This is a genomic window from Proteus columbae, assembly GCF_002777965.1.
Classification (GTDB): domain Bacteria; phylum Pseudomonadota; class Gammaproteobacteria; order Enterobacterales; family Enterobacteriaceae; genus Proteus; species Proteus columbae.
The window spans coordinates 94,117-113,779 of the sequence record NZ_NGVR01000023.1 but is presented as its reverse complement, the minus strand read 5'-3'; the positions used below and the strand labels follow the sequence as shown (position 1 = coordinate 113,779).

The following is a 19,663-nucleotide window of genomic DNA, read 5'->3' as shown; positions in this document are numbered from 1 at the left end:
CAATCATGCAAAATCAAATTGATCGAATTCGCTCTTTTATTGCTGTTGTTGATACCGGATCATTTACTCAAGCGGCAAAATATTTACGCCTCAGTAAGTCTATGGTAAGTATTCATATCAAAGCATTAGAAACAGAACTGGATGTATCATTACTCAATCGTAATACGCGACGATTTTCACTAACTGAAACTGGTGAAATGCTTTATCAAGATTTTCGTCTCGTTTTAATTCAGTTAGAACAAACTTTAGATAAAGCGCGATTAGGACAACAAGAATTGCAGGGATCGTTGCGATTAAGTTCAACAGCTGAATTTGGTGAACACTATATTTTGCCATTACTTAATCAATTTATGCAGTTACACCCAAAGCTAAAAGTACAGTATGCGTTTAATTCTTCTATTGAGGATTTAATAAACCATAAACTTGATCTCGCTATTCGGCTTGGTACATTGAAAGACAGCAATTACCGATCTACAAAATTAGCTGATTATGAAATAAACTTGGTTATCTCTCCTGATTTATTGCAGAAATTCTCAATTAAAACCATCGACGACTTAAACGCTATTCCTTATTTAGCAAATAGTAATTTACGTCAAAGTAAGCTTTCACCATCTTCAGAATTTAATACCCTGCTCTCTCAGTTAGCTCAAGATGCTTATTTTGAAACTAATACCATTGCGGCATTAAAAAAAATGGTACTTTCGCATGCGGGAATGGCCATTTTGCCACATTGGTATATTCATCAAGAATTATTAGAAGAAAAACTAGTCACGCTGTTTCCTGAAGTTTCCTTATTAACACAATCCGTTAATATTATTTTCCCTTATAGTGAATATATTCCAAGAAAAACACGTTTATTTATTGATTACTTAAAAGAAAATATCCAGTTATAACGCTAGAAGGGTAAGAGTATTTATAAGAGGTATTTAGGAGATAAAATACCTTATTTCTTTTTCATATACTGAGCAGAAATAAGGTATTTTCTTAGAAGAAAAAGTAAATTAGCCCAACAACTAAAATAATAATTGCAGGGATTGGATGTAATAAACATTTTGCAACAACATGTTTAGGGCGAAATGCTAGGCCAAAAGTTGCACCAGCACACACAGACCAAATAAGAAGAATACCTTGCCAAATTGCAAGTGAACTAGTGTTCGCTGCAAATCGGCTAGGATCCCACATGACACAAAATGCCATTACCAACGCCATGATTAAAACAAGAGCCCTAATAGGGCCCTTGTCTAGTAGTTGGTAGCTTTTATCCAACATTATTCTTCACTTTCTGAAGCTTTTTTCGCTTCAGCGTGCTCGAAAGCCAGTCCTGCGATCACCGCAATACTACAAGCGAAGAGCGTTCCGAGAAGCCATGCAAAATACCACATTCTCTATGCTCCTTAGTACAGAGTATGATTATTGCCTTCGATAAATTTCTTATCGAGGCGACCATGCATTTTCCAATAACACCAGATGGTGTAAAGGAGAACGATAGGTACAAAGATAATCGCAACAACTGTCATTACCTGAAGAGTAAACAGGCTAGAAGTTGCATCCCACATTGTTAAGCTCACATCTGGGAAAGTGCTTGAAGGCATCACAAATGGGAACATAGTCACACCGCATGTTAGGATAACACAAGCAATTGTTAGTGACGTGAACAGGAATGCCCAACCACCTTTGTTTGCTTTAGTTGCAACAATCGCCAGTAATGGAGATAACAGACCTAAGGCCGGCAGTGCCCATAATACTGGATAGTTGTTGTAATTAGTCATCCAAGCACCCGCTTCATGAGAAACAGTTTTCAGCAGTGGAGATGATGGACCTGCTGTATCAATAGCGCTTGTAATAATAAAGCCATCGATACCATAGATTAACCATACACCAGCTAATGCGAATGCGATAAACGTAATTAATGAGGTAATGTACGTTGTTTTACGAGTACGCTCATGTAATTCACCAGTAGTACGCATTTGAAGATAACTTGCACCATGTGCAACAATCATCATTAAGCTAACTACACCCGCTAATAAACCGTATGGGTTTAACAGACTTAACAGGTTAATCAGTGCATTAGTCGTACCGTTATAAGATACACGTTGCATACTATCGACTTCTAATGGAACACCTTGTAACAGGTTACCAAAAGCAACACCGATAACTAATGGCGGAACGAAGCTACCAATAAAGATACCCCAATCCCACATGCCACGCCATTTAGGAGATTCTAGTTTAGAACGGTAATCAAAACCGACAGGACGGAAGAATAATGCCGCCAATACGAAGATCATACCGAAATAGAAACCAGAGAATGCCGCAGCATAAACCATCGGCCATGCAGCGAATAATGCACCACCCGCTGTGATTAACCAAACTTGGTTACCATCCCAGTGAGGTGCAACAGAGTTAATCAAAATACGGCGTTCAGTGTCATCTTTAGCGATAACGCGTAGTAACACACCAACACCCATATCAAAACCATCAGTGACTGCAAAGCCAATCAGTAAGATACCAATCAGTAGCCACCAAACAAATCGCAATACTTCATAATCAAACATAGTGGACTCCTGTGTTACTTACTTTGTGCAGAAGAAGCTGTCTTCTGTTCAAAGTGATAGCGACCCGTCTTCAGGCTACTCGGCCCAAGGCGACCAAATTTGAACATCAGGAACATTTCAGCAACTAGGAATAATGTGTACAGACCACAGATAAGACCCATAGAAACTAGGATATCAGCCTGTGTCAGTGAAGAAGTTGCTACAGCCGTAGGCAGGATTTCACCAATCGCCCATGGTTGACGTCCATATTCTGCAACAAACCAACCTGCTTCAACTGCGATCCATGGTAATGGAATACTAAACAGAGCAGCACGCAGTAACCATTTATAGTTACCAATACGGTTAGACAGAACTGTCCAGAAGGAAATCGCAACAACCAGTAACATCAGGAAGCCTGCGGCAACCATGATACGGAATGACCAGAACAGTGGTGCGACATTAGGAATAGTGTCTTTTGCAGCAGATTTGATTTGCTCTTCTGTTGCATCAACAACTTTATCAGTATAACGCTTCAGTAATAAGCCGTAGCCTAAATCCTGTTTAGTATCATTAAACGCAGCACGAATAGCAGGATCTGTATTACCTGCGCGCAGTTCGCTTAATAATTCGTAAGCTTTCATACCGTTACGAATACGAACTTCATGCTGACTCATCAGATCGTGAAGACCTAATACAGGTGTATCGAAAGAACGCGTTGCGATAATACCCATAACATAAGGGATTTGTAATGCAAACGAGTTTTCCATTTTTTCTTGATTAGGGAATGCAATCAGATTAAATGCAGCTGGAGCTGCTTCTGTATGCCATTCACCTTCAATTGCAGCCAGTTTGGTTTTCTGTACGTCACCCATTTCGTAACCAGATTCATCACCTAGTACGATAACAGATAATACAGCTGCGATACCAAAAGTAGCAGCGACCGCGAAAGAACGTTTTGCAAAACCGATATCACGACCTTTGAGCAGGTAGTAAGAGCTGATACCCAGAACAAAGAATGCACCAGTACAGTAACCAGCAGCAACGGTGTGAACAAATTTAACTTGAGCGACAGGATTTAAGACCAGATCAGCAAAACTCAACATTTCCATTCGCATGGTTTCAAAGTTGAAGTCTGCAGCGACAGGGTTTTGCATCCAACCATTCGCAACAAGGATCCACAAAGCAGAGAAGTTAGAACCGAAAGCAACTAACCAAGTTACCATCAAGTGCTGTTTCTTACCTAAGCGATCCCAACCAAAGAAGAACAATCCGACGAAAGTTGATTCTAAGAAGAACGCCATCAAACCTTCGATTGCTAAAGGCGCACCGAAGATATCACCGACGTAATGAGAGAAATATGACCAGTTAGTACCAAATTGGAACTCCATGGTCAACCCAGTTGCGACACCCAGAGCAAAGTTAATACCAAATAACTTACCCCAGAACTTTGTCATATCTTTGTAAACTTGTTTACCCGACAGAACATATATCGTTTCCATGATTGCCAGCATAAACGCCATACCCAGCGTTAACGGGACAAACAGGAAGTGATACATTGCTGTTAAGGCAAACTGTAACCGTGACAGTTCGACAATATCAAACATCTTGACTCCTTGCTCCTAGCAGGAAGACACCGACTTGCGGCAACCCGACTTTATTAAATTATAAAGCCTCATAACTACCAGCAATAAATGCCTCTAAAAACAACAACGAATATTAAAGACCAAAAACACAATACCTTACAAATAGTACGCTTATATTTACATAATATAAATATATTTTGCGTGACCCAGATTTGAATTCTGAGCTTAGGTCAACAATACGACTTTTAGGTTTGTTATAGCATATTTGATCGTGTGCCAATTTAAGCATATTCAGAAATTTTTGCCACAATTAATAACTTGACCCACATCAAAAAAACACTTTAATGTTAACTAGTTGCGAATAAATTACCCAATAGTTACCATTGTGTTAATGCAATGTTGTTTTTATTTTTAAGTGTAATTTACCTCCTTATATTTTCCATAATAAAATTAACTTTTTATTTTCATAAAAGACTTAAAAATAAACACTTTTAATTGTGTTTTATTAATTTTAATATCAATTTCATTTTTTTGCAGGTAAATAATAAATATTTTAAAAAAATAATCTATTAATTAATAAGTTGAAATTTACAAAAATGTAAATATGAAAAAACACTCTTAATTATTTTATCTAATAAAAATATATAAAAAGTCTAATCTTGATTATCTATTCCTAATGTTATTTCTTTTTTAGTTTCTTTTTTATTTTAGATAAACGAAGTGAAATAAATTTGTATTTGATTGATAAAACGCAAAGTTGTAATTAAAGGTAAAAATAAATAACCATAAAAATCAATTAGATAAACAATCTCAATAAGCTATTTATTGAAAAAAATGAGAAAAAACACAAAAACCCTTTTATTATTTTTTCTTATTTAAACAGAGCGCTTTTCGAGATTTTCACCAACTTCTTATTATCAATTCTTATAACGATAAGGAGATCATAACTCACCTTTAATCGTCATTTTGATGTTTTATAATAATAAAAAGATATTTTTTCCTATCCAAAAACTTACTTCCCCTCTTCATCATGCATTCATTAACATGTTTAAAAGCCTATTTTCTTAGCAAAAATCAGCCTTACAGCGTGATCCTTGTATAAAATTAACGCTAATTATTACGATATTTATAGAAGCATCTATATTGAAAGCAACATGAAACAAGTGTTCATTCTTTCTCGCTGACACTCTCTTTCACTCAAAACACGTATTTAAAATATTATTTTTAACAATTCAGGAGACTTATTCATGGTTTATATCATTATTTTTAGGCTCTAAAAGAAAGTAAATAAATAGAGAAATGATGTTTCGCATACAGATCAATTTTAAAAAAAGATAATATAAAACAATTTATTAGCGTAAATTAAGGTGGGATATTGATGTATTAATTACAATATTAGCTATTGATATGACTATTAAATGAAACTAGAAATAAAAAAATGCCAGCTTCTTTTTTGGAAACTGGCATTTAAGATAGTATCAATCTGAAATTATTAACAGAATTGTTACTTACTTGATCAGTGATTTAATTGCTTCGCCGATATCAGCTAAGCTACGGACTGTTTTAACACCAGCAGCTTCAAGAGCTGCAAATTTCTCATCTGCAGTACCTTTACCACCAGCAATAATGGCACCCGCATGTCCCATACGTTTACCTTTAGGCGCTGTTACACCCGCGATATAACCAACAACAGGCTTAGTGACATGATCTTTGATATAAGCAGCCGCTTCTTCTTCTGCTGTACCACCAATTTCACCGATCATCACAATCGCTTCAGTTTGTGGATCTTCTTGGAATAGCTTCAGAATATCAATAAAGTTAGAACCCGGAATTGGGTCACCACCAATACCAACACAAGTTGATTGACCTAAGCCAACGTCCGTTGTTTGCTTAACCGCTTCATAAGTTAATGTACCTGAACGAGATACAATACCTACTTTGCCCGGTAAGTGAATGTGTCCTGGCATAATACCAATCTTACATTCACCTGGCGTGATAACACCTGGGCAGTTAGGGCCAATCATACGTACACCAGTTTCATCTAATTTAACTTTTACAGTCAGCATATCCAACGTAGGAATACCTTCAGTAATAGTGATAATTAGTTTGATGCCAGCATCAATCGCTTCTAAGATTGAATCTTTACAAAATGGTGCGGGTACATAGATAACTGTCGCAGTTGCGCCCGTTGCTTCAACGGCTTCACGTACCGTATTGAATACAGGTAAACCTAAGTGCGTAGTACCGCCTTTACCCGGTGTAACACCACCGACCATTTGTGTACCATAAGCAATAGCTTGCTCAGAGTGGAATGTTCCTTGGCTACCCGTGAAGCCTTGGCAAATTACTTTGGTATTCTTATCGATTAAAATAGACATTATTTTGCCTCCGCTGCTGCAACAACTTGTTTCGCGGCATCAGTTAAGCTTTTAGCAGCGATAATATTTAATCCACTATCTGCTAATTTCTTGGTGCCTAACTCTGCATTGTTTCCTTCAAGACGAACAACCACAGGAACATTAACGCCAACTTCTTCAACTGCGCCAATAATACCGTCTGCGATTAAGTCACAACGAACAATACCGCCGAAAATGTTGACTAATACAGCACTGACATTTTCATCTGACAAAATAATCTTAAATGCTTCAGTTACGCGCTCTTTTGTTGCACCGCCACCTACATCAAGGAAGTTTGCAGGCTCGCCACCGTGAAGTTTAACAATATCCATTGTACCCATCGCTAAACCTGCACCATTGACCATACAGCCAATGTTGCCATCTAATGCAACGTAGTTCAGTTCCCATTGCGCAGCTTGTGCTTCACGAGGATCTTCTTGTGAAGGATCGTGCATTTCACGCATTTCTGGTTGACGATACAACGCGTTGCTATCTACGCCTAATTTACCATCAAGACAAATCAGATCGTCTTCTTTAGTAATAACTAGTGGGTTAATTTCGATTAAAGCAAGGTCGCGTTCTAAGAAAATAGAAGCTAATCCCATAAAGATTTTAGCAAATTGACTAACCTGCTTGCCTTTTAAACCCAGTTTAAATGCTAATTCTCTTCCCTGATAAGGCATAGGGCCTGTCAGTGGATCAATAATGGCGCGATGAATAAGTTCTGGCGTTTCTTCTGCCACTTTCTCAATTTCAACGCCGCCTTCTGTAGAGGCCATAAAGACAACACGACGGGTACCACGATCAACAACTGCACCAAGATAAAGCTCTTTAGCGATATCAGTTGCAGCTTCAACTAAAATCTGTGTAACAGGCTGACCATTAGCGTCTGTTTGATAAGTGACTAAACGTTTGCCTAACCATTGTTCAGCAAATGCGCGGATCTCTTCTTTAGATTTAACGACTTTTACGCCGCCGGCTTTACCACGTCCACCCGCGTGAACCTGACATTTCACGACCCAAGGGCCTTGACCGATTTTTGATGCAGCTTCTTCTGCCTCGCGCGGTGTGGTGCAGGCGAAACCAGCAGGTGCTGGTAATCCATACCGTGTGAAAAGCTGTTTTGCCTGATACTCGTGTAAATTCATGATGTTCTATCCATAATCTTGTTGAAAGTCGGGCTTTCTTATTTTTTTGACTATAAGCCAGAGAAATCTGGCTTCACGAACACACTGTACTTCTTTGATGCTTGTGTCTGTTGCTATGTAGGCAGGAGGAGCATCTCCTGCCTAAAAGCGATATTTATTACCTATACATCAAGTAATAAACGAGCTGGATCTTCTAGCATCTCTTTAACGGTTACTAAGAAACCGACAGACTCACGACCATCAATTAAACGGTGGTCATAAGACAGAGCCAGATACATCATTGGTAGAATAACAACCTGACCATCTACTGCCATTGGGCGATCTTTAATTGCATGCATCCCTAAAATGGCACTTTGTGGTGGGTTGATAATCGGAGTTGACATTAATGAACCGAAAACACCGCCGTTTGTGATAGTGAAGTTACCACCTGTTAAGTCTTCAACAGTTAACTTACCGTCACGGCCTTTTACCGCTAACGCTTTAATGTTTTTCTCAATATCTGCCATGCTCATTGCATCCGCATCGCGTAATACTGGTGTTACCAGACCACGTGGTGTTGATACTGCAATACTGATATCGAAGTAGTTGTGATAAACCACATCAGTACCATCGATAGAAGCATTGACTTCTGGATAACGTTTCAGAGCTTCAACAACCGCTTTAATATAGAAAGACATAAAGCCTAAACGTACACCGTGACGTTTTTCAAATGCTTCACCATATTGAGCACGTAAGTCTTTAATTGGTTGCATGTTGATTTCGTTAAACGTTGTCAACATTGCAGTGGTGTTTTTCGCTTCTAATAAGCGCTCTGCTACACGTTTACGTAAACGTGTCATTGGTACACGTTTTTCGCTACGGTGAGATAGCAGTGCTTGAGGAACGTCTGCTACTGGTTGGGTAGTTGATTTATTAGCAACATGACCTTCGATATCTTGGCGAGTTAAACGTCCACCCACACCACTACCTTTCACATCCGCAGGGTTAATATCGTGTTCAGCCACTAAGCGACGTGCTGTTGGACTTAATGCATCATTATTGCCTTTTTCAGCAATATCAGCACTTTGACGCTGTGCTGGAGTACTATCTTGAGCCGGTTTCACATCAGCAGGGATGCCAGTGCTATCACCTAAACGAATACGACCGAGTAATTGGCGTGAACCAACGGTAGCGCCTTCTTCTTCAAGAATACTTTCTAAAACACCTGCTTCACTTGCAGGCACTTCTAAAACAACTTTATCTGTTTCGATTTCAACCAGCACTTCATCGCGTTGAATGCTATCACCAGGTTTTTTATGCCAAGTTGCGACCGATGCGTCAGCAACTGATTCAGGGAGATCCGGTACTAGAATATCTACACTACTCATTTTCTATCCTTATTTATTCAACTTTCAGTGCGTCTTCAACCAGAGCTTTTTGTTGCTCCTGATGAACAGAGGTGTAACCAACTGCTGGAGAGGCTGATGCAGGACGTCCTGCATAACGTAATGTTGCGCCTACTGGAATAGCATCACGGAAGTTATGCTGACTACAGTACCAAGCACCTTGATTCAGAGGCTCTTCTTGACACCAAATAAACTCTTTTACATGAGCATAAGGTGCGAGAATTTGCGCAATATCTTCGTGTGGGAATGGATACAGTTGTTCAATACGAATAATGGCAACGTTGTTTTGCTCATTAGCACGACGCTGTTCTAATAAATCGTAGTAAACCTTACCGGAACACATCACAACACGTTTCACATCAGCAGGTTTTAAATCATCCATTTCACCAATGACAGGTAAGAATTTACCATTTGCTAATTCATCCAACTCAGAAACCGCTAATGGATGACGTAACAATGATTTTGGTGACATTACGATAAGTGGGCGACGCATACCACGTAACGCTTGGCGGCGTAACATATGGTAAACCTGAGCCGGAGTTGATGGCACACAAACCTGCATATTTTGTTCTGCACACAGTTGCAGATAACGCTCTAAACGTGCAGAGGAGTGCTCTGGTCCTTGACCTTCATAACCGTGTGGTAACAACATAACTAAACCACACATACGACCCCATTTTTGCTCACCAGAGCTAATAAATTGGTCGATAACCACTTGAGCAACGTTTGCGAAGTCACCAAATTGTGCTTCCCAAATCGTTAAACCACGAGGTTCTGTTGTGGCATAACCATATTCAAATGCAAGTACGGCTTCTTCTGTTAATACAGAGTCCCAGACATTAAATTGTCCTTGAGCATTATGAACATTGGCTAATGGTACATAAACAGAGCCATTTGTTTGGTTATGAATAACGGCATGACGATGGAAGAATGTACCACGTCCCGCATCTTCACCAGAAAGGCGAATGGTGATACCTTGGTCAACTAAAGTCGCATACGCTAATGTTTCTGCTGCACCCCAGTCGAGTAATTTCTCACCTTCTGCCATAACAGCACGGTCAGCATAAATTTTCTCAACACGAGACTGCATCACGATTTCTGAAGGAACGGTACTCACACGACGCGCTAAATCTTGTAAACGCGTTTTCTCTACTTTATGTGGATACTCTTCATTCCATTCGTGATTTAAATACGGTTCCCATGTGTAAGAATGCAGACCCATTGGGCGGTATTCTTCAACAACACAATCACCACGATCCAGCGCATCGCGATAGAGATTAACCAGTTCAGTCACATCATTGGCATCAAGCAATGATTGAGCGACCAGTTTATCCGCATAAATTTTACGTGGAGTTGGATGTTTTTTGATTTTTTGATACATCAGAGGCTGAGTCGCATTTGGCTCATCCGCTTCGTTGTGACCATGACGACGGTAACAAACAAGATCAATCATCACATCGCGTTTAAAGGTATTACGGAAATCCAATGCTAAGCGAGTTACAAAAGCAACCGCTTCAGGATCATCTGCATTAACGTGGAAAATTGGTGCCTGAACCATTTTCACAATATCAGTACAGTATTGTGTTGAACGGGCATCTTTTGGATTTGAAGTCGTAAAACCAACTTGGTTATTGATAACAATACGAACTGTACCACCTACTTCATAGCCACGCGCTTGAGACATGTTCAGGGTTTCTTGCACAACACCTTGACCTGTTACAGCAGCATCACCATGAATAGTGATAGGAAGAACCATATTGCTACGTGCTTCATCTAAGCGATCACGACGAGCACGAACAGAACCAATTACAACTGGGCTAACAATCTCTAGGTGAGAGGGGTTAAAAGCTAATGCGAGGTGGACTTGAGCCCCTTCAGTCGCAAAATCAGATGAGAAACCTTGGTGATATTTAACGTCACCCGTTCCCAAATGCTCTTTATGAATACCCGCAAATTCATCAAATAAATCAGCCGGTTTTTTACCTAGGATATTAACCAGAACGTTTAAACGTCCACGGTGCGCCATACCAAGAACCACTTCACGAGTGTCTTGTTTACCTGCATGGCGAATTAAATCTTTTAACATCGGAACTAATGCATCACCACCTTCTAAAGAGAAGCGTTTTGCACCTGGGAATTTAGCACCTAAATAGCGCTCTAAACCTTCAGCTGCTGTTAGTTCTGTCAGGAAGCGTAACTTTTCTTCTTTAGTGAATTGGTCTGCAACATTCACTGATTCTAAACGTTGTTGTAGCCAGCGTTTTTCTTCAGTATTAGTGATATGCATATATTCAGCACCGATTGAACCACAGTAAATGCGTTTCAGTGCTTCATATAAATCACCTAATTTCATCGTTTCTTTGCCAATAGCAAAAGAACCGACGTTGAAGGTTTCTTCAAAGTCTTCTTTAGTTAGATTATGGAAAGCAGGATCTAAATCTGGAACAGATTCTTGTTTCCATAAACCAAGTGGGTCGAGATTAGCGTTTTGGTGACCACGAAAGCGGAAGGCATTGATGAGCTGCAAAACTTTAACTTGTTTTGAGTCCATTGCCGGATCACTTACCGAGGTATGATATCGAGTGGATTCTTTTGCGAGGCGTCTGAAGTAGTCGCGGGTTTGAGAATGCGACTGTTCTATGCCTTGACTTGCGGGCAGTTGTTGAAAAATCTCTCTCCAACTTTCGTCAACAGAGTTTGGGTCAGTTAGGTAATCTTCATAGATATCTTCTATGTAAGACTGATTCTCTCCTGCTAGAAAAGTTGATTCTAGCCAGTCCTTCATTGCGCCGTTCTGCATTATGATCCCTTAAGCTATACAGCTTTAGTTCGCCGTGGATAACTAATACCGTGATTAAACGGTGTCGATTGCAAGGTTCTCTTATGACCCGCTATCTCGCAGGTTCTTTAAATATGGAGCTTTAGCTCTCAAGGAACCTTTAAGCACTGTCTTACAGTGTTTAAAGGTGCCTTACTATTTTTACCGCAAACGTCTAATTTAGTTTTTCCATTAACCGCCCTAACTATTTTAGGGCGGTTATTATTTTATGCACTACGTTTTAACAACATTGACTTAATATGACCAATCGCTTTTGTTGGATTAAGCCCTTTAGGACATACGCTGACACAGTTCATGATGCCATGACAACGGAACACACTGAACGCATCGTTAAGATCATCAAGACGAGATTCAGTTTCTGTATCACGACTATCAATCAAGAAACGATAAGCCGCTAACAATCCCGCAGGCCCGATAAATTTATCTGGATTCCACCAGAATGACGGGCAAGAGGTTGAACAACAAGCACAAAGGATACAATCGTAAAGTCCATCAAGCTTTTCACGCTGTTCTGGTGACTGTAAGTTCTCACGAGCAGGAGGATTTTTGCCATTATTAATTAAATACGGACGAATTTTCTCATACTGTGTATAGAACTGAGTCATATCCACTATTAAATCACGAATTACTGGTAAACCGGGTAACGGTCTGATCACAATTTTCTTACTTCCTTTCTGTAAAGATGAAATAGGTGTGATACAAGCCAAACCATTTTTACCATTCATGTTCACGCCATCAGAGCCGCAAACACCTTCACGACAAGAGCGACGGAACGATAAGGTAGGATCTTTTTCCTTTAATTGAATTAATGCATCCAACAGCATCATGTCACGCCCTTCAGGAACTTCGAGGGTGTAATCTTGCATATGCGGCGCATTGTCAACGTCGGGATTGTAACGATAAATCGAAAATTCAAGTTTCATATTTAAGTCTCCGCAACTTCAATAACACCGCTAATTAATATGTACGCACTTTTGGTGGGAAGGCTTCACGCAGTTTCGGCTGCATATTGACTTCACGTCGTGTCATTGTTTCGGTTTGCGGTTGATATAATGTATGACATAACCAGTTCGCATCATCACGCTCTGGGAAATCGAAACGGCTATGAGCTCCACGGCTTTCTGTACGGAAGTTTGCAGATACCGCAGTGGCATAAGCAGTTTCCATCAGGTTATCTAATTCTAAACATTCAATACGCTGTGTATTAAATTCACTTGAATTATCATCCAGTCGTGCATTTTGTAAGCGCTCACGAATAACTTTCAGTTCTTCTAAGCCTTTTGCCATTGCATCACCTTCACGGAATACCGAGAAGTTATGTTGCATACAAGATTGCAGTGCTTTACGGATTTCAACTGGATCTTCACCAGAACGGTTGTTTTCCCAGCGATTTAAGCGAGTTAATGCTGCTTCAACATCAGAATCGCTCGCATCACGCATTGTACCTTGTTCCATCAGTGACTCTTTTAAGTGAACCCCTGCTGAGCGACCAAATACAACAAGGTCTAGCAGTGAATTACCACCTAAGCGGTTTGCACCATGAACAGATACACAAGCAATTTCACCTACTGCGAACAGTCCAGGAATAACAACGTCTTCGCCCTTCTCGTTCACACGAATAGCTTGACCAGTTACTTTTGTTGGAATACCGCCCATCATATAGTGACAAGTAGGTATAACAGGAATTGGTTCTTTAACAGGGTCAACGTGTGCGAAAGTACGAGAGAGATCAAGAATACCAGGTAAACGAGACTCAAGGACTTCTTTACCTAGATGGTCGAGTTTTAATTTCGCATGAGGACCCCAAGGACCATCACAACCACGACCTTCACGAATTTCGATCATAATAGAACGCGCAACCACATCACGACCAGCAAGGTCTTTAGCGTTTGGTGCATAACGTTCCATAAAGCGTTCACCGTCTTTATTTAACAGATATCCGCCTTCACCACGACAACCTTCGGTCACTAATACGCCCGCCCCCGCAATACCCGTTGGGTGGAATTGCCACATTTCCATATCTTGCAGAGGAACGCCTGCGCGAACTGCCATACCCACACCATCACCTGTGTTGATATGCGCATTTGTGGTTGATTGGTAAATACGACCGGCACCGCCCGTAGCTAAAATCGTGGCGTTTGCTTTGAAATAAACAACTTCACCCGTTTCGATGCAAATTGCAGTACAACCGACAATATCGCCATCTTGGTTTTTCACTAAATCCAGTGAATACCACTCTGAAAAGATAGTTGTGTGATTTTTTAAATTTTGCTGATAAAGGGTATGCAACAATGCGTGCCCAGTACGGTCAGCGGCAGCAGCTGTACGTGCAGCTTGTTCACCACCAAAGTTTTTTGACTGACCACCAAATGGACGCTGATAAATACGGCCATCATCTAGGCGAGAAAATGGGAGTCCCATATGTTCTAGCTCTAAAATTGCTTCAGGGCCGGTTTTACACATATATTCGATAGCGTCTTGGTCACCAATATAGTCGGAACCTTTTACCGTATCGTACATGTGCCATTCCCAGTTATCCTCATGAGTATTACCCAGTGCAACAGTAATACCACCTTGAGCGGAAACAGTATGAGAACGAGTAGGAAAAACTTTAGAAATCAGTGCACAAGACAGACCCATTTGAGAAATCTGCAAAGCGGCTCGCATACCAGCACCACCCGCACCAATAACAACAGCATCAAACTCTCTTACTGGCAGATTCATTACACACCCCACACCACAATTGTTCCATAAATAAGATAAACCAACAGCGCAACAACAATAATCAGTTGTAAAGTCAGGCGTAATGCCAGCGGTTTAATATAGTCCGTTAACACTTGCCACATTCCGATCCACGCGTGAATAAGAATAGAAAGCAAGGTCAAGATGGTGAACACTTTGGTTAAGGATGAGCTAAAGAACCCACGCCATACCTCATAGGTTATTTCTGTTGTAGCAATAAATCCCACAAGATAAAGAACATATAAAACGATAATAATGGCTGAGGCACGAAGGAATAACCAATCCTGTATGCCAGTACGGCCTAAAGTAGAAGAATTACTTACCATACTAATACCCCCGCCAATATTGATAAAATAACTGTAATAACCATTGATGCTGCCGCTGAGTTGCGACCCACAATCAAGGTTTCATCAATAAAGCCGAAGTCCATTAACATATGACGAATACCACCACAAATGTGATATGCCAATGCCGTTAGGATGCCCCACAAAATAAATTTCGCGAAGAAGCCAGTCATAATTTCAGCAGCTTGCTGAAAACCTTCAGGAGAAGAGAGAGAGGTGCCAAGTAACCACAGTAAGATGCCAACTGCGACTAACATGATAACCCCAGAGACACGATGCAAGATCGATGCGATAGCAGGGAGTGGAAACTGTATCGTCTGTAAATCCAGATTGACAGGTCTTTGTTTTTTCACAATTTATGCCCACACAGCTTTTATAATTTTTCCTTCCTCCGGACCTGGATGGAAATTAAACAGCGAATGGGGTACAAAGGCACATTTTAAGTAAAATGTTAAATCCGTCTATTTTACAAAAAGTGTGGATTCGTTACGCTGGTTCTCCATACAACAACGGTTCCGGAGACCTGCGCGCAGTATAAGTGCTTCACAAAATTATTACAATTACCACACAACTTGTGTGCCCGACATTTGCCTCGAACAGTGAGAGGGATCACTATTTAGTACATCTGATGCAAAAATGATTATCATTTTTGACACATGTACAACATTTTTATTACATTTACTGCATTATTTTAATGTTTATGTTTTTTTTGTGCGCAAACACGCTTCCAGAAACCTCAAACTTGTGTAAAAGTGATAGCAGTACTAATTCTAAGTGCATTGCATAAAAAAGCACCTAAAAAAACATAACATCAAAAGCTCCTTAACATAAGTGACACACTATAGACCTAGACATTACGGGCACTAAATAAAACTCGGCTGGGTACCTTACATCAACTATAGTTTCACTATCGAAGTGCATCTTTATGAAGATACCCTCGATATTGTTAGGAGACATATAAGCGCTAAGGAGATTATAAATGGCTGATAACAAAGCTAAGCTAACGATTGCTGAAACATCTGTAGACTTGGACGTTCTATCCCCTACACTCGGTTCCAAAGTTATTGATATTCGTACTCTCGGCTCCAAAGGTTATTACACCTATGATCCCGGCTTTACCTCAACCGCCTCTTGTGAGTCAAAAATCACTTTTATCGATGGTGATAACGGTATCTTACTTCACCGTGGTTTCCCTATCGGGCAATTAGCGACTGAATCAACATACTTGGAAGTCTGTTATATCCTGCTGTACGGTGAAGCACCGACACAGGAGCAATACGATAAATTTAAAACCACAGTAACTCGTCACACCATGATCCACGAACAAATTACCCGACTGTTCAATGGTTTCCGTCGTGATTCACACCCAATGGCCGTACTGTGTGGTGTTACAGGGGCTTTAGCTGCGTTCTATCACGATGCATTAGATGTCAGTAATCCAGTTCACCGTGATATCACGGCTTACCGTCTACTATCAAAAATGCCAACAGTGGCAGCGATGTGTTACAAATATTCAATTGGTCAACCTTTTGTTTATCCAAAAAATGACCTCTCCTATGCAGGTAACTTCTTGCATATGATGTTTGCAACACCATGCGAAGAGTACGTTGTTAACCCAGTACTTGAACGTGCAATGGATAGAATTTTCATCCTTCACGCAGATCACGAGCAAAATGCATCAACCTCGACTGTACGTACTGCGGGTTCTTCTGGTGCAAATCCATTTGCATGTATCGCAGCAGGTATCGCGTCACTTTGGGGGCCAGCTCACGGTGGTGCTAACGAAGCTTGTCTACGTATGCTAGAAGAGATCAAAACAGTTGAACACATTCCTGAATTTATTAAACGTGCAAAAGATAAAAATGATTCCTTCCGTTTAATGGGCTTTGGTCACCGTGTTTACAAAAACTACGATCCTCGTGCAACAGTAATGCGTGAAACCTGTCATGAAGTGTTAAAAGAATTGAACCTCAATGACAGCTTACTTGAGGTGGCAATGGAATTAGAACGCATTGCCCTAAACGACCCATATTTTATTGAGAAAAAACTGTATCCTAACGTTGACTTCTACTCTGGTATTATCCTTAAAGCGTTAGGTATTCCATCCAATATGTTTACGGTTATTTTTGCTATTGCACGTACAATTGGTTGGATTGCTCACTGGAATGAAATGCACGAAGATGGTCTGAAAATTGCGCGTCCTCGTCAGCTTTATACTGGTTATGATGAGCGCGATTTCAAAAGTGAAATTAAAAAGAAATAATTGAGTTTTATTAATTATTTATCTTGCTAAGCCCCGTTTAAATCGGGGCTTTATGTTTTAAACTTATCAATAAAATCCAATCAGCTTTTCAAATATTCTTGCGGTGTTTGCCCTGTCATTTTTTTGAAAAAAGTAATAAAAGCACTGTCACTGGCAAATCCTAATATCTGGCTAATATCAATATAGCGATGATGGGTAGCTAATAATTCAATGGCTTTCATTAACCGCCATTGTTGTCGCCATTGTTGATAGCTTAGTCCTGTTTCTTTGTAAAATAAGCGTGTGATCGTTTTTTCACTCGCCCCCACATACTTTGCCATTTCTTGTAGTGCTGGCGGTAAATCATCAAAGGATAAACGACTTAGCCGCCTATCTTTAGGCATAAATAAATGATTAGGTTGCCGCGGTGCCTGAGCGATTTCATCAAAGAAAACAGCTAATAAATTGGCGTAGCGCCCTTCTTCCCATTGAGTATCAAAATCAGCAATAGAAATTCGTTCTAATATTTCTCGTAAAAGAGGTGAAATCGTTAAGATCTCGCTCTCATTTGGAAAATTATCATGAAATTCTTCATTAATATAAACTGAACGATATCCAACAGAGGCATACATTTCGACTCGATGTTCAAGTCTCGGGGGGATCCACGCAATCCTCATGGGAGGTAATACAGAAACGCGGGAAGCCAAAGTAATGCGCATACATCCTGACTGCGTAAATAATAACTGCCCTCTATCATGAGAATGAAATCCTGAGTCGTGTTTTCCCATTTCTGCTGCAATACCAACGACTGATGCAAGATGCTCTTCTGGCACAAAGTGGTCGTATTGATTAAGCCAAGCCATCACTTGTCCTATTTGAAAAATAATATGTCTTTATGTTTATAACAAGACATTCATTATCTCTGTATTCTGTTCATCAAGATTTAAGGATGTAGGATAAAAAAGATGAACAAAAAACTCTCTTTATGGTTAGCAATTGCGTTAATGATGTTTCCACAAATTGCAGAAACCATTTATAGCCCAGCACTTACTGATATTGCAAACGGCTTTCATGTCAGTGCAAACGAGGCTGGACAAACACTTTCGCTCTATTTCTTTGCGTTTGCATTGGGCGTCATTATATGGGGTCGATTATGTGATGTCATTGGTCGTCGTCCGACAATGTTAGCTGGATTGTTTATTTATGCTGTTGCTTGTCTTGGTGTTTTTATAACACAAGATTTTTCAGTCTTACTTGGATTGCGTATGCTTTCCGCTTTTGGTGCTGCGGTAGGCTCAGTCGGCACACAAACCATTATGCGTGATGTGTATAGTGGTGATGAACTGGCTAAAGTTTTCTCTGTTATGGGGGCAGCTATCGCTCTAAGTCCAGCAATTGGAATGCTAAGTGGTTCATTATTAGTGAGTTACGCCGGTTACCAAGGTGTATTTAGTGGCCTTGCCCTTCTTGCTGTGATTTTACTGTTATGGAGCACTTTTTCTTTACCTGAAAGTCGCCCTGAAACAGTGAAAACAGCGCCGTTAGGAGAAACTGCAATAAAAATGCTTAAAGATAAGCAAATTGCTAAAACAGTATTATTAATTGCCTTTTTTAATATCAGCCTATTTGCTTATTATCAATTGGCTCCTTTTATGTTTGATAATCAAGGTTATAGTGCAAGTACTTTTGGTTATAGCGGTATTATATTGGCAATTGGTGTAGGTATTGGTTCTTATATTAATAAAGCACTATTAAACCGCCATTGGCAATGTGAAAAATTAGTTTTACTCGCGAGTTTTATAGCATTAGTCAGTGCTGTGGGTGTTTATTTATTACGTAACCACATTAGCTTTATTATTCCAATGATGACGAGTGTTGTTGCTTATGGCATTGCTATTCCAAATATCTTAGCCACGGCATTAGCACAATATAAAGACAGATTAGGCACTGCGGGAGCATTATTAGGCTTGTTCTACTATCTGTTAATTGGTGGAGGGCTTGCACTGGCAGGATGGGGACAAAGTTTAGCGATCACTTTACTGATTTGTAGTCTAGGTTCATTGTTACTCTCTTTTTCTCGTCAAATGATAAAATAGTAAATGTATCCCGCACTGAATAAAAGGTACGGGATTTTCTCTTACAATTGGTCTCATTTTTTGCTGTTATTTTTTAATCAATTTAGCTAAGTGTTAACGCTTATTTTCCTTAACAGACAATTCTTAAACTTTTTAAATTCCACAAAAAACACCTTTATTCTCATTTCTTCATTTTCAGCACTTTTTCCTGATATATCCTTTTATATAGTGGTGAGTTGAATATTAATAAAGAATAGTGTTTTTTTTTAGCGTTTATCTCTATTAATTTAACCAATAACACCTCTTGTCTTTATTTATGGTAGTGATAATCAAATTGTTCGCATCGCTATTTCATGGTAAAAAAAACTGTTTATCCAT

At 39.8% G+C, this 19,663-nt stretch carries 16 protein-coding genes; 3 read left to right on the top strand and 13 right to left on the bottom strand.

All coding sequences use genetic code 11. The features are described 5' to 3' along the window. Nucleotides 1–5: 5 nt before the first annotated feature. A complete protein-coding gene (locus CBE70_RS11550; RefSeq protein WP_100159455.1) occupies nucleotides 6–893 on the top strand; it encodes a LysR family transcriptional regulator in 888 nt (295 codons plus the stop codon). 91 nt (nucleotides 894–984) lie between these two features. Here the strand turns inward: CBE70_RS11550 and ybgE are convergent, their stop codons facing one another. The 12 genes from ybgE to sdhC all read right to left on the bottom strand — a co-directional run bounded on the left by ybgE (nucleotide 985) and on the right by sdhC (nucleotide 15,324). Further along, nucleotides 985–1,269, bottom strand: coding sequence for a cyd operon protein YbgE (gene ybgE, locus CBE70_RS11545; protein WP_069370100.1), 285 nt, complete (start codon nucleotides 1,267–1,269; stop codon nucleotides 985–987). After that, the gene (gene cydX, locus CBE70_RS11540) at nucleotides 1,269–1,382 is read right to left on the bottom strand and encodes a cytochrome bd-I oxidase subunit CydX (RefSeq protein ID WP_069370099.1); all 114 of its coding nucleotides are present in this window, start codon (nucleotides 1,380–1,382) and stop codon (nucleotides 1,269–1,271) included. The genes ybgE and cydX overlap by 1 nt, the downstream gene beginning before the upstream one ends. Nucleotides 1,383–1,394: 12 nt before the next feature. Next, the gene (gene cydB, locus CBE70_RS11535; RefSeq protein ID WP_088493410.1) at nucleotides 1,395–2,552 is read right to left on the bottom strand and encodes a cytochrome d ubiquinol oxidase subunit II; all 1,158 of its coding nucleotides are present in this window, start codon (nucleotides 2,550–2,552) and stop codon (nucleotides 1,395–1,397) included. 14 nt (nucleotides 2,553–2,566) lie between these two features. Then, on the bottom strand, nucleotides 2,567–4,135 hold the full coding sequence (cydA, locus tag CBE70_RS11530; RefSeq protein ID WP_100159454.1) for a cytochrome ubiquinol oxidase subunit I: 1,569 nt from the start codon (nucleotides 4,133–4,135) through the stop codon (nucleotides 2,567–2,569). A 1,487-nt stretch (nucleotides 4,136–5,622) separates the two neighbouring features. Continuing rightward, nucleotides 5,623–6,492 carry a succinate--CoA ligase subunit alpha gene (gene sucD / locus CBE70_RS11525; protein ID WP_100159453.1) on the bottom strand — a complete coding sequence of 290 codons (870 nt, stop codon included), beginning with the start codon at nucleotides 6,490–6,492 and terminating at the stop codon, nucleotides 5,623–5,625. Continuing rightward, on the bottom strand, nucleotides 6,492–7,658 hold the full coding sequence (sucC, locus tag CBE70_RS11520) for an ADP-forming succinate--CoA ligase subunit beta (protein ID WP_006537658.1): 1,167 nt from the start codon (nucleotides 7,656–7,658) through the stop codon (nucleotides 6,492–6,494). Before sucC ends, sucD begins: the two co-directional genes overlap by 1 nt. 161 nt (nucleotides 7,659–7,819) lie before the next feature. Continuing rightward, complete coding sequence (gene odhB, locus CBE70_RS11515; protein WP_100159452.1) at nucleotides 7,820–9,025, bottom strand: 2-oxoglutarate dehydrogenase complex dihydrolipoyllysine-residue succinyltransferase; 1,206 nt, start codon at nucleotides 9,023–9,025, stop codon at nucleotides 7,820–7,822. Between the two features lie 13 nt (nucleotides 9,026–9,038). Further along, nucleotides 9,039–11,843 carry a 2-oxoglutarate dehydrogenase E1 component gene (sucA, locus tag CBE70_RS11510; RefSeq protein ID WP_100159451.1) on the bottom strand — a complete coding sequence of 935 codons (2,805 nt, stop codon included), beginning with the start codon at nucleotides 11,841–11,843 and terminating at the stop codon, nucleotides 9,039–9,041. A 245-nt stretch (nucleotides 11,844–12,088) separates the two neighbouring features. Beyond that, nucleotides 12,089–12,805, bottom strand: a complete 717-nt coding sequence (locus CBE70_RS11505; protein WP_006537662.1) for a succinate dehydrogenase iron-sulfur subunit — start codon at nucleotides 12,803–12,805, stop codon at nucleotides 12,089–12,091. 34 nt (nucleotides 12,806–12,839) lie between these two features. Next, nucleotides 12,840–14,606 carry a succinate dehydrogenase flavoprotein subunit gene (sdhA, locus tag CBE70_RS11500; RefSeq protein ID WP_023581183.1) on the bottom strand — a complete coding sequence of 589 codons (1,767 nt, stop codon included), beginning with the start codon at nucleotides 14,604–14,606 and terminating at the stop codon, nucleotides 12,840–12,842. Then, nucleotides 14,606–14,950 (bottom strand): succinate dehydrogenase membrane anchor subunit, encoded by a 345-nt coding sequence (gene sdhD / locus CBE70_RS11495; protein ID WP_006537664.1) that lies wholly within the window; start codon nucleotides 14,948–14,950, stop codon nucleotides 14,606–14,608. The genes sdhA and sdhD overlap by 1 nt, the downstream gene beginning before the upstream one ends. Further along, nucleotides 14,944–15,324 carry a succinate dehydrogenase cytochrome b556 subunit gene (sdhC, locus tag CBE70_RS11490; protein WP_129586864.1) on the bottom strand — a complete coding sequence of 127 codons (381 nt, stop codon included), beginning with the start codon at nucleotides 15,322–15,324 and terminating at the stop codon, nucleotides 14,944–14,946. Before sdhC ends, sdhD begins: the two co-directional genes overlap by 7 nt. A 623-nt stretch (nucleotides 15,325–15,947) precedes the next feature. Here sdhC and CBE70_RS11485 point away from each other — a divergent pair. Further along, entirely contained in the window at nucleotides 15,948–17,231 is a 1,284-nt protein-coding gene (locus CBE70_RS11485) for a citrate synthase (protein ID WP_100159450.1), read from the top strand. A gap of 80 nt (nucleotides 17,232–17,311) precedes the next feature. On the opposite strand, the gene CBE70_RS11480 is transcribed toward CBE70_RS11485, so the two are convergent. Beyond that, nucleotides 17,312–18,073, bottom strand: coding sequence for an AraC family transcriptional regulator (locus tag CBE70_RS11480; protein ID WP_100159449.1), 762 nt, complete (start codon nucleotides 18,071–18,073; stop codon nucleotides 17,312–17,314). A 102-nt stretch (nucleotides 18,074–18,175) separates the two neighbouring features. On the opposite strand from CBE70_RS11480, the gene CBE70_RS11475 reads away from it, so the two are divergent. After that, nucleotides 18,176–19,306, top strand: coding sequence for a multidrug effflux MFS transporter (locus tag CBE70_RS11475; protein WP_100159448.1), 1,131 nt, complete (start codon nucleotides 18,176–18,178; stop codon nucleotides 19,304–19,306). Nucleotides 19,307–19,663: the final 357 nt, after the last annotated feature.

What these genes read in the sequence shown, in the direction of transcription:
- cydA (WP_100159454.1), bottom strand. Translation starts at nt 4,135, where the DNA reads ATGTTTGATATTGTCGAACTGTCACGGTTACAGTTTGCCTTAACAGCA.
- cydB (WP_088493410.1), bottom strand. Translation starts at nt 2,552, where the DNA reads ATGTTTGATTATGAAGTATTGCGATTTGTTTGGTGGCTACTGATTGGT.
- CBE70_RS11475 (WP_100159448.1), top strand. Translation starts at nt 18,176, where the DNA reads ATGAACAAAAAACTCTCTTTATGGTTAGCAATTGCGTTAATGATGTTT.
- cydX (WP_069370099.1), bottom strand. Translation starts at nt 1,382, where the DNA reads ATGTGGTATTTTGCATGGCTTCTCGGAACGCTCTTCGCTTGTAGTATT.
- sucA (WP_100159451.1), bottom strand. Translation starts at nt 11,843, where the DNA reads ATGCAGAACGGCGCAATGAAGGACTGGCTAGAATCAACTTTTCTAGCA.
- sdhA (WP_023581183.1), bottom strand. Translation starts at nt 14,606, where the DNA reads ATGAATCTGCCAGTAAGAGAGTTTGATGCTGTTGTTATTGGTGCGGGT.
- ybgE (WP_069370100.1), bottom strand. Translation starts at nt 1,269, where the DNA reads ATGTTGGATAAAAGCTACCAACTACTAGACAAGGGCCCTATTAGGGCT.
- CBE70_RS11485 (WP_100159450.1), top strand. Translation starts at nt 15,948, where the DNA reads ATGGCTGATAACAAAGCTAAGCTAACGATTGCTGAAACATCTGTAGAC.
- CBE70_RS11480 (WP_100159449.1), bottom strand. Translation starts at nt 18,073, where the DNA reads ATGGCTTGGCTTAATCAATACGACCACTTTGTGCCAGAAGAGCATCTT.
- CBE70_RS11505 (WP_006537662.1), bottom strand. Translation starts at nt 12,805, where the DNA reads ATGAAACTTGAATTTTCGATTTATCGTTACAATCCCGACGTTGACAAT.
- sucC (WP_006537658.1), bottom strand. Translation starts at nt 7,658, where the DNA reads ATGAATTTACACGAGTATCAGGCAAAACAGCTTTTCACACGGTATGGA.
- CBE70_RS11550 (WP_100159455.1), top strand. Translation starts at nt 6, where the DNA reads ATGCAAAATCAAATTGATCGAATTCGCTCTTTTATTGCTGTTGTTGAT.
- sucD (WP_100159453.1), bottom strand. Translation starts at nt 6,492, where the DNA reads ATGTCTATTTTAATCGATAAGAATACCAAAGTAATTTGCCAAGGCTTC.
- sdhD (WP_006537664.1), bottom strand. Translation starts at nt 14,950, where the DNA reads ATGGTAAGTAATTCTTCTACTTTAGGCCGTACTGGCATACAGGATTGG.
- odhB (WP_100159452.1), bottom strand. Translation starts at nt 9,025, where the DNA reads ATGAGTAGTGTAGATATTCTAGTACCGGATCTCCCTGAATCAGTTGCT.